Origin of the sequence: Kaistella sp. PBT33-4, assembly GCF_029194425.1 — a bacterium.
Taxonomy (GTDB): domain Bacteria; phylum Bacteroidota; class Bacteroidia; order Flavobacteriales; family Weeksellaceae; genus Marnyiella.
Genome location: NZ_JARFYL010000002.1, coordinates 110,847 through 126,976, shown reverse-complemented (window position 1 = coordinate 126,976; position 16,130 = coordinate 110,847). Strand labels below are relative to the sequence as shown.

The following is a 16,130-nucleotide window of genomic DNA, read 5'->3' as shown; positions in this document are numbered from 1 at the left end:
CGCCATTTTTTTGGGACCATTTTACCGTTTTACCATTTCAGTGTGCGGAATATTGTCTTCCAAGTATTTCCTGCCGGTATCTTCGAAACCAAGGTCGCCATAAAACTTCAGAAGATAATCCTGAGCTGAAATCCGGATGGTAGATGTTCGGTAGCGCGCCTCAATTGTGCTGATGGCAAAGTTCATCAGAACTTTGCCCAGTTTCATCTTGCGGTAGTTTTGTGTGGTAAGGACTCTTCCAATGGAAGCATCTGGATATTTGACGGCCGGTGCAAAGATCCGGCAGTAGGCAGCAATTTCGCCCCTCTTCACTGCCCAAAGATGTAAAGCCTGCTGGTCGTAGCCATCCAGGTCAGGATAGGGGCATTCCTGTTCCACCACAAACACGTCTACCCGTGCTTTGATAATTGTATAAAGTTCGGAGGCTGTCAGTTCATCAAATGATTTTACCGTCCAGATGATATCATCCATCAAACCTGATTTTATTTTTCTTAAGATAGTCGTTGGTCTTTGAAATGTTTTTCAGCAGTTCTGCACAACCTTCTTTTTTCTCTGCCGAAGTGATGAAGATGGGCGGAAGTTCCTCCCAGGACTCAAGCAGTTTGGCCTTGTAATCCTCCACGTTTTTCAGTGCTGCATTAGGCCGGAGTTTGTCAGCTTTTGTAAAGACAATTGAAAAAGGCACACCACTTTCGCCGCACCATTCCATAAATTCCAGGTCGATCTGCTGAGGCGTATGGCGAACATCTACAAGCACATATAGGTTAACGAGGTTTTTGCGGTTCAGGATATAATTGGTATTGAGTTTTTCAAAATCCTTACGCATCACTTTGGAAACGCGGGCGTAACCGTAGCCGGGCAAGTCGGTCAGGAACCATTCTTCGTTCACTATAAAATGGTTAATCAGCTGCGTTTTCCCGGGCGTTTGCGAAGTCTTGGCCAGGTCCTTATGATTCATCAGCGCATTTATCAGTGACGACTTTCCCACATTGGAGCGTCCTATGAAGGCATACTCGGGCAAAGTGGGTTCGGGGCAGTCCTGCCATTTTTGTGAGCTCTTTACAAACTCAACGGTTTTAATAATCATATTTAAAATTTAAAAAAAAATGGAAGTTGATCACTTCCATATATTTTTCCTTACTCCCTGCTCTTCAGCCAGTCATAAAGGATTTCATTAAAGGATTCCGGTTTCTCCATCATTGCGGCATGGCCACATTTATCAATCCAGAAAAGGTCGGAGTCGGGTATCAGCCTGTCCATTTCTATGGCCACTTCCGGCGGCGTTACGTTGTCCTGTTTGCCCCAGATAATGCAGGTAGGTGTGGTAATTTTGTGCAGTTCCGGTTCCATATTGTGTTTGATGGCGCTGCGGGCAAGCATCACGGTCTTAATGCCTTTGCTGCGGTCGTTCACTACGGAAAATACCTCATCCACTAAATCTTCAGTAGCTACTGAAGGATCATAAAAGACTTCTTCAGCTTTTTTTCGGATATAGTCGCGGTCATTTTTACGCGGAAAACTGTCTCCAAAGGAGCGTTCATACAAACCCGAACTTCCGGTCAGCACTAAATAGCGCACAAGATCCGGACGGGCGAGGGTAAGGATAAGGCCTACATGGCCTCCCATGGAATTACCTATGACAATTGCCGGTTCGCCCACTTCCTCTTCGATAAATTTGGCGACGTATTTGGCCAGACTGGAAAGGTTGGTGTTTAAAATTGGCAAATCGTATATAGGTAAGTTAGGAAAATAAACCCTGTAACCACGTTTTGAGAAAAAATCAATAAGCAGCGTAAAATTGCTCAGGCCACCCATCAGTCCCTGCAGGAGCACTATAGGCTTGCCCTCGCCCTCCTGAATAAAGGTAAATTTTTTCTTCTTTTTCGTTTTAAAAATCATAGATTTTGTTCAGTATCTGCAAAATTACGAAATACAACGGTGGTGCCGAATAGTTCATAACATTTTATAAAAATAATCTTTTATTCTGAAATCGGCAGCTTAGGTCCCTGAATTTTAAAGGTAATTCGCAAGGATTTTCCAACTGCTTTTATTACAGATACTTCCGTTTACATTACAGCACTTTCAAAAGTTATAAACAATAAGGTAAAAAGTGGTAGAAAGTGGGAATTTTTGGAAATAAATATATAATTTTGTCCCAAATGAAGAGTTTCATCGGAACATACGAATGTAAAATTGACGACAAAGGCCGTCTGAAGTTACCTGCATCGCTCGCGAAGCAGATGGAGGACTTTGGAGGAGATGCTTTTGTGGTGAAGCGTTCCGTGTTCCAGCCATGCCTGGAAGTGTATCCTATGAAGGCCTGGGAGAAACTGATGGTGAAGATAAACCGTCTGAACCGTTTTCAGAAAAAAAACGCTGATTTTATCCGGAGTTTTACGGCCGGATTAAAGACGGTGGAACCCGATACTGCAGGCAGACTGCAGATTTCAAGAGATCTTACTCTTTTTGCCGGTCTTACCAAAGACGTAGTGATTACGAGTGCCGGCGAACTGTTCGAAATATGGGACAAAGAGGCCTACGAGAAAGTGATTGTCACCACAGAAGCTGATTTCGCAACACTTGCGGAAGATGTGATGGGCGATATCAGTTTCGACGAAGAAATTTAACAACAGAATTTTAATCAATGTATCATAATCCCGTCCTTCTTAAGCAGAGCGTAGATGATTTGGTCACCAGTCCAGACGGCATTTATGTGGACTGTACTTTCGGTGGTGGCGGCCACTCCAGGGAAATCCTGAGCAGGCTTTCGCCTCAGGGCAGGCTTTTCAGCTTTGACCAGGATCTGGATGCGCTGAAGAATAGTATTGAGGACGACCGCTTTACCTTGGTTAATCAGAATTTCCGATATCTGGAAAATTCTTTGCTGCTTTACGGAATAACGCAGGTGGATGGCGTGCTGGCAGATTTGGGAGTCTCGTCTCATCAGTTTGATGCCGCCGAGAGGGGGTTTTCCACACGAAGTGATGCGCCTTTGGACATGAGAATGAATGTCCTGCAGCAGCTGGATGCCCGTGCGGTGATAAACGATTACGAGGAAGAGCATCTTGCCGATATTTTTTATCATTATGGTGAACTGCGGGAGGCCCGCCGGTTGGCCCGCGAGATCGTTCATAACAGGAAAATAAAAAGAATTGAAACTACCGAAGATCTGAAAAAGGTCTTCAGTTATATCCCTCAGTTTAAGCAGAATAAATTTTTTGCCCAGCTGTTTCAGGCAGTGCGGATTGAGGTTAACCAGGAGCTGGAAGTGCTGAAAGATATGCTGCAGCAGGCCTATTCGGTATTGAAACCAGGTGGACGCTTGGTTGTAATCTCATATCATTCTCTGGAAGACCGGCTGGTAAAGCGTTTTCTGAAAAATGGGATGTTTGAAGGTGAGCCTGCCCGCGATATTTACGGCAATTACAGTAAAACTTTTGAATTGCTGAAAAGCAAAGCCACCGTTCCCGACGGTACTGAAATAGAAACGAACTCGCGTGCGAGAAGTGCAAAGATGAGAACCGGAATTAAGCTTTGAATCAAACTCAGGTATAAATAGTATTGGCAAAGAAAACAGCATATAAGCCTCAGAAGAAACTGACCTTTATTGACCTGATAAAGGGAAACTTCCTGAACCGTGATGAAATCAAGATTCATTACCGGTATTTCCTTTTGTTGTTTGTGCTGATGATGATAATGATTTACAGTAATCACCTTGTGAACCAGAAAATTGAAATTGTAAACGAACTGAAGGAGCAGACGGAGGAATATAAATCGAGGAATGCCTATGCCCAAAGTCGGCTGATAAAAGTGAAAATGGAATCCCAGCTGGGTAAAGAAATGATCCAGGATTCACTTTTGCCGCTGGAAAGCCACCCTCACAAATTATTGATAAAACTGGACAGTAGCTATGCAAAAGCAGAGTGATTTTGACAGAAAAAGACGTAAAACGTTACGATGGGGCTACCTTTTTGCATTGGTGGCATTTCTTGTTTTTGTCCTTTTCCTGATACGCATCCTGATTTTGCAGAATACAAATGTAGAGGCTATTAAGGAAGATTACATCAGTAAAAATTACAGAGAGGCCAAATTGAAAGCTGCGCGCGGCAACCTGTACGCTGCAGACGGTTCCATACTTGCCACCACCGTAATGCGATACGATATCTACATTGACTTTAAGGTTATCCGCGACAGCGTATACAGCAATAATATAGGTGCGCTTACAGACTCTCTTAATGTAATGTTCGGCAAGCCCCGAAATATTTACCGTCAGCGTTTTGATGAGCAGCGCCGGAAAAAAAACCAATATTATGCGCTTGTAAAAGGTCTTGATTTCGATGAATACGACCGTATCCGTAAATTTCCGATTTTTAACCGTGGCAAAAACCGAGGCGGATTTATTGTAGACCGGAAATTCAAACGTGAGCTGGCTACCACCGAAATTGGTGCCGGAACGATTGGAATGGATAACGGGCAGTACAAATCCGGACTGGAGGCCGCTTTTTCCAAATATCTGTCCGGTACCGACGGCACCAGGCTGGAACAGCGCGTCAACTCCAGTCAGTGGAAGCCTATTGATTTCTGGAAAGCCATTGAACCTGTAGACGGGCACGATGTCTTTACCACGCTTGATCTCCGCATTCAGGATATAGCGCATTCAGCGCTGGAGAAGCAGCTTATTAAGTTTGACGCTCATCACGGCAGTGTTCTCGTAATGGAAGTGGCTACAGGTAAGGTGCGTGCTATGGTGAACCTCACACGTACGGAACCGGGTATTTATGTAGATTCCTATAATTATATTCTGAAAGACGGAATTGAACCCGGCTCTACTTTCAAGACCGTATCTCTGCTGGCCGCAATGGACGATGGTTTCATCACCGAAAAATCCACAGTGAACGTGGGCAGTGGGGTTTGGACCTATGCCGGACAGCGTATTTCCGACGGGCATGGTGGCGGTACCTACGAAATAAGTGATGTTCTGGCAAAATCCAGCAACGTAGGAACAGCAAAACTCATTACACAGCATTACGCAGACAATCCCCAGATCTTCCTGAATCATCTGAAGAGGTGGAAGATGTTTGATAAAATGGATATTGAACTGCCGGGCGTTACCAAACCATCCATAGTAACCCCTGAACATAAAAGGTGGAATGCAGCCACACTGGCTTCTATATCTTATGGATATTCCACGAACTTCAACCTGCTGCAGCTTTCTACTTTTTATAATGGCATTGCCAATAAAGGAACCATGCTGAAGCCCCTTTTCATCGACAGAATAATGAAGGACGGAAAAGTGGTATACGAAGCAAAACCGGAGGTTATGGTAAAAAAAATGGCCTCTCCGGAAGCGATCTCAATGATGACCAGTGCGCTTACTAAGGCTGTTGAAAAAGGTACAGCCAGAAGCATCTTTACGCCAAATCTTAAAATGGCCGGAAAAACCGGAACAGCCAGATTTGAATACTGGTTGCCCGGACCTATGAAATACAGAGCCTCTTTTGCAGGTTTTTACCCTGCCGACAATCCTAAGTATACCTGCTATGTGATGGTAGACCAGCCTGATAATTCCAAAGGGTTCTACGGCGGAGTGGTTTCGGCTCCCGTATTTAAAGAAATTGCCGGGAAGACTTTTCTCAAAACACCTCAAAATATTGAACAGGCCATGCTGGTGGACCGTAAGGTTGATCTTTCCAAAATGACTGCCAGGAATGTCAAGGTGAATTTTACAGACGGCAGGATGCCTGCCCTTGTAGGTTTAATAGGCAAGAATGTTATTCCACAGCTTGAAAATGCCGGATACAGGGTTGATTATAAAGGTGTGGGAAAAGTTAGGGAACAGTTCCCGGAAGTGGGTGCCATTATCGGAAAAAATCAGAAAGTGTACCTCACTCTGCAATAAAATAAGAATATAAATAGAGCCCCAGGCAGGCATATAGCTCATGAATTTAAAGTTATTAATAAACAGAATCCCAACACTTGAAATTTCCGGCGACATAAACCGTGAAGTTTCCGGAGTGTTTTCGGACAGCCGCCTGGCCACGGAGGGATCGCTCTATGTGGCACTGAAAGGTGTGTCTGCAGATGGGCATCAGTTTATTGGTGCGGCTATAGAAAAAGGTGCAGCTGTTGTGGTTTGCGACCTGTTTCCGGAGCAGATGCGTTCGGAGGTCACCTATATACGGGTAAAAGATACCGCTGTAGCTTTGGGAGCTATTGCTTCAAACTGGTATGGGAATCCTTCAGAAAAGCTGAAACTTGTAGGAATTACAGGAACCAACGGCAAAACATCAGTCTGTACGCTTTTGTTTGACCTTTTCACGAAGCTGGATCACAAGTGTGCGTTAATTTCTACTGTAGAATACAGGATCGCCGACCGCGTGATGCCTTCTACACATACCACACCCGATGTACTTACCCTTAACAGAATATTGGCAGAAGCTGTGGCGGAAGGCTGCACTTATGCTTTCATGGAAGTCAGTTCACATGGTATTCATCAGCGCCGCACAGATGGTTTAAGTTTCAGTGTTGCCGGATTTACGAATATCACACATGATCATCTGGATTATCACAATACTTTTGATGAATACCTGCGCACAAAGAAAAGTTTCTTTGACAACCTGAATCCGGATGCCACAGCAATTACAAACCTGGACGACAGGAATGGAAGGGTGATGATGCAGAATACGTCCGCCAAGCAGAAAGCCTACGCTGTAAAGACTATAGCCGACTATCACGGGCGCATGCTGGAAGCAGATTTTAACGGTATGATGCTTCACTTTAACGGCAAGGAATTCTGGACTACACTTACCGGTAGGTTCAACGTCTATAATCTGCTGCTGGCATTTGCTGTTGCAGTAGAGTTGGGATGTACTGAAGATGAGGTGCTGACAGCTATGTCTCAACTGAACCGGGTAAACGGCCGCTTCGAGATTATAAAGTCCGGCGGTGGGATTTTCTTTGTTGTAGATTATGCGCACACCCCTGACGCACTGGAGAATCTGCTGGACAGCATTAACGAAATCCGCACAAAAAATGAAAGGCTGATTACCGTTTTTGGCTGCGGCGGAGACCGCGACCGTGAAAAGAGACCGTTGATGGGTAAGCTGGCAGCACGTAAATCCACATTGGCTATACTTACCTCCGATAATCCGCGTACGGAGAATCCGGAAGCGATCATCAGGGAAATTGAAGCCGGAATTGAGCCTCAGTATTATGGTAAATATACCGTGATCCCAGACAGAAAGGAAGCCATCAAAATGGCTATAAAATTTGCAGAGCCGAAAGATATTGTTCTCGTTGCCGGCAAAGGCCACGAAACTTACCAGGAAATCAATGGTGTACGGCACCACTTTGACGACCGCGAAGTCATAGACCAACTGTGGAAGCAGATGTCCAAATAGAAGATGATACCTACTAATTTAACAAGTTAAAATGCTATACTACCTGTACGAATATTTCACTGCGAAAGGAATCCACATTCCGGGACTTAATCTGTTCCGCTATATTTCCTTCAGGGCAGCGCTGGCAGTACTGTTTTCACTGCTTATTGCACTGGTATATGGTAAAAGGATCATCAATTACCTGCGCAGCAGGCAGATGGGCGAACTGGTACGCGATCTTGGGCTGGAAGGTCAGAAGCAGAAAGAAGGTACGCCGACCATGGGTGGGCTGATAATAATAATTGCGACCCTGATTCCCGTGCTGCTCTTCACAAAGATTCTGAATGTATATATCGCTTTGCTTATCGTATCTGTGGTATGGATGGGCGCCATCGGATTTATAGATGACTATCTGAAGAAAATCAAGAAGAATAAAGACGGGCTTTCAGGCCGTTTCAAGGTGATCGGTCAGGTTGGTTTAGGTTTAATCGTAGGTGTAACCATGTACTTCCATTCGGATGTTACGGTAAAGCGAAAGTATGCTGATGCCACGGTGGTGAACCGCAATAATGTGGAAAGTAATTTTATGCCCACTGAAAAATCGACAGTCTCTACCGTGCCTTTCTTTAAGAACAATGAGTTTGATTACAGCAAAATACTTTTCTGGATGGATGAGCAAGGTCAGCAGGAATGGGCCTGGGCTGTATTTATCCCTTTAGTCATCTTTATCGTGACAGCGGTTTCCAACGGAGCCAATATCACAGACGGAATAGACGGTCTGGCGGCGGGTACCAGTGTGGTCATACTCCTTACTCTCGCCTTTCTGGCCTATGTGTCAGGAAATATTATTTTCGCCGATTATCTCAACATTATGTTCCTGCCCAATATGGGAGAAACCACCATCTTCACTGTGGCACTCGTAGGTGCGGTTATCGGTTTCTTTTGGTACAATACTTATCCGGCGCAGGTTTTTATGGGTGATACAGGCAGTTTGATGCTGGGCGGTGTAATTGCCGTTCTGGCTATTATTTTACGTAAGGAACTGCTTATCCCGGTTCTTTGCGGCATTTTCCTGGTCGAAAATATTTCCGTGATGCTTCAGGTAGCTGTATTTAAATACAGAAAACGGAAATTCGGACTGGAGTATGCCCAGAATAACAGGTTTTTCAAGATGTCACCGCTGCACCATCATTATCAGAAAAGCGGTTATCACGAAAGCAAAATTGTAAACAGAATGATCATTATTGGGGTAATGCTGGCGATTATCTGCCTGATTACGCTTAAAGTAAGATAATAATACCGGTTGGTCCGGTTACACTATAAGATGATTAATAAAGCAGAAATGAAAATAGTTGTTTTAGGCGGCGGCGAAAGTGGCGTAGGAGCAGCATATCTGGCCATGAAAAAGGGGCTGGATGTTTTCCTGTCGGACAAAGGCGTCATCAAGGATGAGTATAAAGCCATACTTACAGAAAACAATATTGAGTTTGAAGAAGGAAATCATGATGAAGAAAGGATCTTAAATGCTGACTGGATTATAAAATCACCCGGGATCCCTAAAAAAGCAGATCTGATTGTCAAAATTAATGAGAAAGGCATCAGACTCTCTTCAGAAATTGAATTCGCAGCAGAATTTACCAGTGCCAAGATTATCGCGGTTACAGGCAGTAACGGCAAAACTACTACAACGTCGCTTATTTACCATATACTGAAAAACGATAATATGAATGTCGGTTTGGGTGGTAATATCGGTAAGAGTTTCGCCAAACAGGTGGCCGACGAAAACCATGAATATTATGTTCTGGAGGTTAGCTCTTTCCAGCTGGACGATATCCAGAACTTCAGACCTTATATCTCATTGCTGCTGAATCTGAGCCAGGACCACCTGGACCAGTATAATTATAACTACGAAGAGTACGCGCTTGCAAAGTTCCGGATCGCCGAAAATCAGGAAAATGACAACTTCTTCATCTATAACCGTGATGATGAAATGAGCCTGAACCTGCTGGAGAGGCTTGAAATTAAAGCAAAGAAACTGCCTTTTTCCCTTAAGGAAAAACTTAAGGAGGGAGCTTACGCGGATGAAGATAAGATCTATGTAAAGATGCAGGATCACTTTTCCATGAAAGTAGATGAACTGTCCCTTATCGGTCAACACAATATCGCCAACAGCCTGGCGGCCTCACTGGCCGGTAAGATACTGAATATCACCAGTGAAAGCATCAGAAACTCGCTGATGACTTTTCAGGCGGTAGAGCACAGACTTGAACTGATTACAGAAGCCGAAGGTGTAAAATACATCAATGACAGTAAAGCAACTAATGTAAATGCTGCATATTACGCCCTGGAAAGTATGAAAGGACCGACAGTATGGATTGTGGGCGGAGTGGACAAAGGTAACGACTACACCGAAATTGAAGAGCTGGTGAAAAGAAAAGTTAAAGCCATCATTTGCCTCGGTCTTGATAACGAAAAAATCATCAGCTTCTTCCGGGACAAAAAGGAACTTATTTACGATACGTCCAGTATGGAAGAGGCTATAAAAATAAGCAGGATAGTTGCGCAGAAAGGGGACACGGTTCTTTTGTCTCCGTGCTGTGCAAGTTTTGATCTTTTCAAAAGCTACGAAGACCGTGGCAATCAGTTTAAGAAAGAGGTATTGCAGAAACTGGCTGTTTAGTCAGCATTAAAAAAAAGATAAGTCATGAACGAATTAAAAGCAGAAAGCAGTAAGGAGTTTCTGAAGGGCGATAAAGTCCTTTGGATGGCCATCATTGTGATTTCTGTCTTTTCCATTTTCCCGGTATATTCAGCCAGTTCCAACCTGGAATATATCGTAAACAACGGGACTACTACAGGTCACGTCATAAAGCATATGTTCTTTGTGATCATTGGTCTCGTAATCATGCGTATGGTGGGTATGATTAAGTATGAGGTCATAGGCAAGTTAAGCAGTGGGCTTCTGCTGGTAACCATTGCACTGCTGGTATTTACGATGTTTACGGGGCAAACCATAGAAGGAGCCAGTGCCGCGCGGTGGATCAAGATACCTGGTACCCCGGTTTCCTTCCAGCCTTCTTCTTTCGCTTATCTTATGCTGATCATCTACCTGTGCCGCTATCTCACAAAAAAAATTAAGCGGGACAGGCTGCCCATAGAGAATATATTTTACATTTTTGGCTCCATCCTTCTCGTACTCCTCCTGGTGGGCAAAGACAACGGGTCTACGGCACTGATGATACTTATCGTGTCGGTTGCCGTTCTTATTATTGGTCAGCTCAACTGGAAGTACATCGCCGGATTCATCGGCACCTCAATACTTGCAATCACACTTTTCATCATGGTGGCTCTTAACACCAACCTTATTGGTGGCAACAGGGTACATACCTGGATGAGCCGCGTGGAAGTTTTCCTGAACTCTAAGCAGGGAGCCCAGGTTGAAGATGAAAGTGATAAGGCCAAAAACTATCAGGTCATGCAGGCCAAGGCAGCTATCGTTCACGGTGGCATCACAGGGATGGGTCCCGGTAAAAGCGCACTGAAGCAGATGCTTCCACAGTCGGCCTCAGATTTCATCTTTGCCATTATTGTAGAAGAATATGGATTTTTTGGCGCCGCATTCCTCATTGCGCTGTATCTGATCATCATCATCAGGATTGTAATGATCGCAAGTAAGATGCCCGCATTTTTCGGCTCTCTGCTTGTACTGGCCATGGGCATCATGATATTTGTACAGCTTGCTGTAAACATTGCCGTAGCGGTGAATATTATTCCGGTAACAGGACAGCCCTTGCCTCTCATCAGTTATGGAGGTACTTCCATGCTGGTAACTTATATACAGCTCGGGTTGGTACTTAATGTAAGCTCCAGGATACAGGTTTTTGATGAGGAAGGGATGGGCAAGAAACAGAGTATTGAAGAAATTAATGACATTGCGTAAGTCTATATGACCAGACAGCTCAAAATAGTATTAAGCGGCGGTGGAACAGGTGGACACATCTTTCCGGCCATTGCTGTGGCTGATGAGATCCGCAGGCGTTTTCCCGATGCCGAATTTCTGTTCATTGGTGCAAACGGCAAGATGGAAATGGAGAAAATTCCGCAGGCTGGTTATGCGATTCAGGGAATCGATATTTCCGGAATAGACCGCGGCAATATGCTCTCCAACTTTGGATTACCTTTCAAATTACTGAAGAGCGTACTCAGAACCCGTAAGATACTGAAGGATTTTAAGCCCGATTTCGCCGTGGGAACTGGCGGATATGCCAGCGGACCGGCTTTGTTTACGGCCTCCCGTCTGGGAATACCCGTCTTTATACAAGAACAGAATTCCCATGCAGGAATTACCAACAGGATACTCAGCGGCAAAGCAAAGAAAGTATTTACCGCTTACCCAAATGTCAATGGATTCCCACCGGAGAAGACTGTCTTTACAGGAAATCCGGTACGGCAGAATATTGTAGCTGGCCTAACCGATAGCCGGACGGCTAAAGAAAAGATGGGTCTGGACCCTAACAAACTTACCATTCTTTCAGTAGGTGGCTCTCTGGGATCTGCAACCTTGAATGACGCCTGGAAAGAGAATATTGGAAAGCTTGCAGAGAAGGATTTGCAGTTGATCTGGCAGACCGGTAAATCCGGGTACCGTGATCTGCAGAATGATGAACAGCTAAGAAAGCTTTCTGGTGCTCTGGTTCAGATGCATGAATTTATAGCAGATATGGCCCTGGCTTATTCTGCTGCCGATGTCATTGTTTCCCGGGCCGGTGCCATCGCTATTTCTGAACTCGCAATTGCGGGAAAACCCGTGCTGCTCGTCCCCTTTCCTTTTGCAGCCGAGGATCATCAGACAAAAAATGCCGAAAGCCTGGTGAGTATGAATGCGGCAAAAATGGTTAAGGATAGCGAAATGAAACATCTTTTTTGGAGTGCGCTTCTCGAATTGTGTGAAAAGCCAGAATTGCGTGCCGGGATGAGTAAGAATATGACAGCTTTCAGCAAACCTGAAGCGACTGTACAGATAGTTGATGAAATCTTTAAAACACTGAAAGTATGAATGTAGATCAGTATCAAAACTTCTACTTCGTAGGAATTGGTGGCATTGGGATGAGTGCCCTGGCCCGTTATTTCCAGGCTTCAGGTAAAAAAGTCCTGGGATATGACAGGACGCCTACCAAACTGACGACCGCCCTGCTTATGGAGGGTATTGAGATTGCCTTTGAGGACACCGTTGATTCTGGCCTGGAGAGCCTGGACAAAGACTCCACGCTGGTTATTTATACACCGGCCATCAAACAGCTGTCTATACTTTCCTTTTTTCAGGAAAATGGTTTCACCATACTTAAAAGAGCCGAGGTACTTGGTTTGATTACCCGCAATACCAACTGTCTGGCCGTGGCCGGAACTCATGGCAAAACAACAACATCATCGCTTATCGCCCATCTCTGCAAAGAAGCGAACTTACCGTTCTCCTGTTTCCTGGGTGGTATCGCAGAGAATTTCAAATCCAATTTTCTGTTTAACGGCAGCGAATATTCTGTGGTTGAAGCTGACGAGTACGACCGCAGTTTCTTGAAACTGTCGCCGGATTGGGCGGTAATCACGTCAACGGATGCGGATCATCTGGATATTTATGGTGACAGGCAGACTATTGAGCAGGGTTTTCGTGAATTCAGTGCGCTGGTTCCCGAAAATAATCAGCTTTTTGTGCGTAAAGGTATAGATATTGGAAGGCCATGCAGGTCTTACGCGGTTAATGAGCCTGCAGATTATTATTCCGATAACCTGCGTATGGACAGGGACCGCATTTATTTCGACTTTCATACACCTACTGAAGTGGTTCGGGATTTCGTTTGGGAAATACCCGGCATCCATAACGTGGAAAATGCAACGGCCGCCATTGCACTGCTGCATAACCTAGGCGTTGATTTCAATACCTTAAAAGCAGCTATTGCTTCGTTCAAAGGCATCAAAAGACGTTATACCAAGCATTTTTTTGAGAGTGGAAAAATTTATATTGACGATTACGCGCACCATCCCACCGAACTGGATGCTGTCATTGGCTCCATCAGGACCTTTTATCCGGAGAAGAAACTCTTGGTAGTGTTCCAGCCACATCTTTTCAGCCGGACCCGTGATTTTGCTGATGATTTCGCCGCAAGCCTTGAAAATTCGGACGAACTGATGCTCTTAGATATTTACCCCGCACGTGAAATTCAGCAGAATTTTCCGGGTATCACCTCAGACTGGCTGGCAGATAAAGTTAAGGCAAAAGTGAAAGAAGTAGCCGGTCTGGACGCGGCTTTGGAAAAGATAAAAGAAAAGGATTTTGACATCCTGCTTACAGTTGGTGCAGGAAATATAGATACCTTATATGACCCCATTGTAGCCTGGCTGTCGCAAGGTGAACACGTAAATAGTTAAATAGGAGAATTATTCCCGAAGGGAAAAAGGATATGAAAAAAAAATGGAGACTTCTGAAGATTCTGGCAACCGTAATTATTTTCGGCTTGCTGCTCAGCTTTTCCCTGAAACGCTTCAATAATGCGCCTATGGAAAATGTATCCATTAACATGGTCTATCCAAAGGGGTTGGAAAAGGTATACTTCATTGACGAGAAAAACGTAATGGATTTCATACGCAAGGCCAATCCATCAAGGAAAATCGGCGACATTGATATTCCGGCACTGGAAAAGGAAATCAATAATTTCCCCTCCGTAGACAGTGCCAACGTATATCTGAACCTGAACGGTGCTTTGAATGTGGATATCATGCAGCGCGTGCCGGCCTTCCGCCTGAACAGGGGCGGTGAGAACTTCTATGTGGACAGAAAAGGAAATGAATTCCCTTTATCCAGAATTTATTCTCATCCTACAATGCTGGTTCAGGGCAATGTAAAGCGAAGTGAGTATCTGCAGGTGGCCGAACTGGTTAACAAAATAGAGACTGATGATTTCAGCAGGAAATATTTTATAGGTATCGCCAAGGAGGGTGCAGATTATAACCTGCTGACCAGTGACGGTTACTACAGGGTGGAAATAGGTACATTGGATAATATTGACCTGAAGGTAAAAGGCTTCCGGACCTTTGTAGAGAAATTTCTGGTTTTCCAGGAACCCGAGAAGTACAGCCGCGTTTCGGTGAAATATGATAACCAGATTGTGACAACCCTTAATCCGGGTTACGGAAAGAATGACAGTATTATCAGTGCCTCCAGTAAGGAACTCGTGAAACTCGCCGCGGAGAGGGCGCAACTCACTTCAAGCAGTGCTGGCAGAAGGTAAGCGGCTGAGAAAACGCAACTGCCGTCCGTAAGGAGCGGAACAGTATGAATGAATTAGGTAAAGTAGAAAAAAATCAAATCGGCAATTAATGGAAAATCAAGAGTATTCAGTAGGACTCGATATCGGAACAACAAAGATTGTTGCGATCGTGGGCCGGCGCAACTCTCACGGAAAAATTGAAGTTCTGGGAGTAGGAAAGGCCAAAAGTTTGGGTGTTCATAAGGGAATTGTGAACAATATTTCACAAACCATCAGCTCCATACGTGCAGCTGTGGCAGAAGCCCAGGCAAGCTCGGGCGTGGAAATTAAAAAGGTAACTGTGGGCATTGCCGGAAAACATATCCGGTCGCTGCAGCATTCCGATTATATAATGAGGGAAAACCCCGACAAGTTTATAGGTGAAGACGATATTGACGCACTTAAAGAACAGGTGAAGAAACTCGTGATGCTTCCCGGCGAGGAAATCATTCACGTACTTCCGCAGGAATACAAGGTAGACAGTGAGGGCGAAATTCACGAGCCTGTAGGTATGCACGGCAAACGTCTTGAAGCTAACTTCCATGTGGTTGTAGGCCAAATGGGCAGCATCCGCAACATCGCAAGATGTGTGAAAGAGGCCGGTCTGGAAATGGAAGCGCTAACACTTGAGCCGCTTGCATCCTCCGAAGCTGTGCTTACCAAGGAAGAAAAAGAAGCCGGCGTTGCAATTATTGATATAGGTGGCGGTACCACAGATATCGCTATATTTAAGGATAACATTATCCGCCACACCTGTGTCATTCCCTATGGCGGCGGCATCATAACGGATGATATCAAAGAGGGCTGTTCCATCATCGAGAAGCATGCAGAGCAGCTTAAGGTGAAGTTTGGCTCCTCACTTCCCGATATGGAAAAGGAAAGTACTTATGTAACCATTCCGGGACTGCACGGTCGCCCCGATAAGGAAATTTCCCTGCGGACGCTGGCCGAAATCATTGGCGCGCGTGTAGAGGAAATCCTGGAAATGGTGAATATTGAACTGAAAGCCTATGGAGCTTTCGAACAGAAGAAAAAACTTATCGCTGGAATCGTGCTTACAGGGGGCGGTTCCAATCTTAAGAACCTGCGCCAGCTGGCCAATTTCATTACCGGTTTCGACAGCCGCATTGGGTTTGCCAATGAATACGTAGCCAACGACAAGAATCAGTATCTTAAAGGACCGGAATATGCAACATCCATCGGCTTGCTTATGGAAAGCTTGAAGATCCGCGATAAGAAAGCCGGGATGCCGGAAGAGGTAATTGAGGAGAAAGCAGCGGAGCCGGAAATGCGGGAAGAAAAACCTGTGGCAGAAATGATGGACGCGGCAGTACAGACCGCAGCTGAGCAGGAAACGGTTCAGAAAAAAAGAAAAAGTCTGACCTTTGGCCAGTCACTGATGGAAAAAGTAAAAAAATTCTTCGAAGAGGTAGAGTAGCAGCTTAAATCT

At 44.9% G+C, this 16,130-nt stretch carries 15 protein-coding genes; 12 read left to right on the top strand and 3 right to left on the bottom strand.

Features of this window, described 5'->3' with window-relative positions:
* Positions 1–21 precede the first annotated feature (21 nt).
* From P0M11_RS03565 to P0M11_RS03555, 3 genes are read right to left on the bottom strand one after another with little or no spacing between them, the layout of a single operon-like run.
* Positions 22–471: a GNAT family N-acetyltransferase gene (locus P0M11_RS03565; protein WP_275624488.1), complete on the bottom strand. Its 450-nt coding sequence runs from the start codon at positions 469–471 to the stop codon at positions 22–24.
* Complete coding sequence (gene yihA, locus P0M11_RS03560) at positions 464–1,087, bottom strand: ribosome biogenesis GTP-binding protein YihA/YsxC (RefSeq protein WP_275624487.1); 624 nt, start codon at positions 1,085–1,087, stop codon at positions 464–466. The genes P0M11_RS03565 and yihA overlap by 8 nt, the downstream gene beginning before the upstream one ends.
* 50 nt (positions 1,088–1,137) lie before the next feature.
* Positions 1,138–1,899, bottom strand: a complete 762-nt coding sequence (locus P0M11_RS03555; RefSeq protein WP_275624486.1) for an alpha/beta hydrolase — start codon at positions 1,897–1,899, stop codon at positions 1,138–1,140.
* A 260-nt stretch (positions 1,900–2,159) separates the two neighbouring features.
* Between P0M11_RS03555 and mraZ the strand changes: the two genes are divergently transcribed.
* The 12 genes from mraZ to ftsA all read left to right on the top strand — a co-directional run bounded on the left by mraZ (position 2,160) and on the right by ftsA (position 16,118).
* Positions 2,160–2,627, top strand: coding sequence for a division/cell wall cluster transcriptional repressor MraZ (mraZ, locus tag P0M11_RS03550; protein ID WP_275624485.1), 468 nt, complete (start codon positions 2,160–2,162; stop codon positions 2,625–2,627).
* Positions 2,628–2,644: 17 nt separating this feature from the next.
* A complete protein-coding gene (gene rsmH, locus P0M11_RS03545) occupies positions 2,645–3,538 on the top strand; it encodes a 16S rRNA (cytosine(1402)-N(4))-methyltransferase RsmH (protein ID WP_275624484.1) in 894 nt (297 codons plus the stop codon).
* 23 nt (positions 3,539–3,561) lie between these two features.
* On the top strand, positions 3,562–3,927 hold the full coding sequence (locus P0M11_RS03540; protein ID WP_158065153.1) for an FtsL-like putative cell division protein: 366 nt from the start codon (positions 3,562–3,564) through the stop codon (positions 3,925–3,927).
* Complete coding sequence (locus P0M11_RS03535) at positions 3,911–5,899, top strand: penicillin-binding transpeptidase domain-containing protein (RefSeq protein ID WP_158065152.1); 1,989 nt, start codon at positions 3,911–3,913, stop codon at positions 5,897–5,899. The genes P0M11_RS03540 and P0M11_RS03535 overlap by 17 nt, the downstream gene beginning before the upstream one ends.
* 40 nt (positions 5,900–5,939) lie before the next feature.
* Complete coding sequence (locus tag P0M11_RS03530; protein ID WP_275624483.1) at positions 5,940–7,400, top strand: UDP-N-acetylmuramoyl-L-alanyl-D-glutamate--2,6-diaminopimelate ligase; 1,461 nt, start codon at positions 5,940–5,942, stop codon at positions 7,398–7,400.
* A gap of 31 nt (positions 7,401–7,431) precedes the next feature.
* Positions 7,432–8,673, top strand: coding sequence for a phospho-N-acetylmuramoyl-pentapeptide-transferase (mraY, locus tag P0M11_RS03525; protein ID WP_275624482.1), 1,242 nt, complete (start codon positions 7,432–7,434; stop codon positions 8,671–8,673).
* 48 nt (positions 8,674–8,721) lie between these two features.
* Positions 8,722–10,059, top strand: coding sequence for a UDP-N-acetylmuramoyl-L-alanine--D-glutamate ligase (murD, locus tag P0M11_RS03520; protein WP_275624481.1), 1,338 nt, complete (start codon positions 8,722–8,724; stop codon positions 10,057–10,059).
* A gap of 24 nt (positions 10,060–10,083) precedes the next feature.
* Positions 10,084–11,319: an FtsW/RodA/SpoVE family cell cycle protein gene (locus P0M11_RS03515; protein ID WP_275624480.1), complete on the top strand. Its 1,236-nt coding sequence runs from the start codon at positions 10,084–10,086 to the stop codon at positions 11,317–11,319.
* Positions 11,320–11,325: 6 nt separating this feature from the next.
* The gene (murG, locus tag P0M11_RS03510) at positions 11,326–12,435 is read left to right on the top strand and encodes an undecaprenyldiphospho-muramoylpentapeptide beta-N-acetylglucosaminyltransferase (RefSeq protein ID WP_275624479.1); all 1,110 of its coding nucleotides are present in this window, start codon (positions 11,326–11,328) and stop codon (positions 12,433–12,435) included.
* Positions 12,432–13,802 carry a UDP-N-acetylmuramate--L-alanine ligase gene (gene murC / locus P0M11_RS03505; RefSeq protein ID WP_275624478.1) on the top strand — a complete coding sequence of 457 codons (1,371 nt, stop codon included), beginning with the start codon at positions 12,432–12,434 and terminating at the stop codon, positions 13,800–13,802. Before murG ends, murC begins: the two co-directional genes overlap by 4 nt.
* A gap of 32 nt (positions 13,803–13,834) precedes the next feature.
* Positions 13,835–14,662: a cell division protein FtsQ gene (locus tag P0M11_RS03500; protein WP_275624477.1), complete on the top strand. Its 828-nt coding sequence runs from the start codon at positions 13,835–13,837 to the stop codon at positions 14,660–14,662.
* Positions 14,663–14,750: 88 nt separating this feature from the next.
* A complete protein-coding gene (ftsA, locus tag P0M11_RS03495; protein ID WP_275624476.1) occupies positions 14,751–16,118 on the top strand; it encodes a cell division protein FtsA in 1,368 nt (455 codons plus the stop codon).
* Positions 16,119–16,130 lie beyond the last annotated feature (12 nt).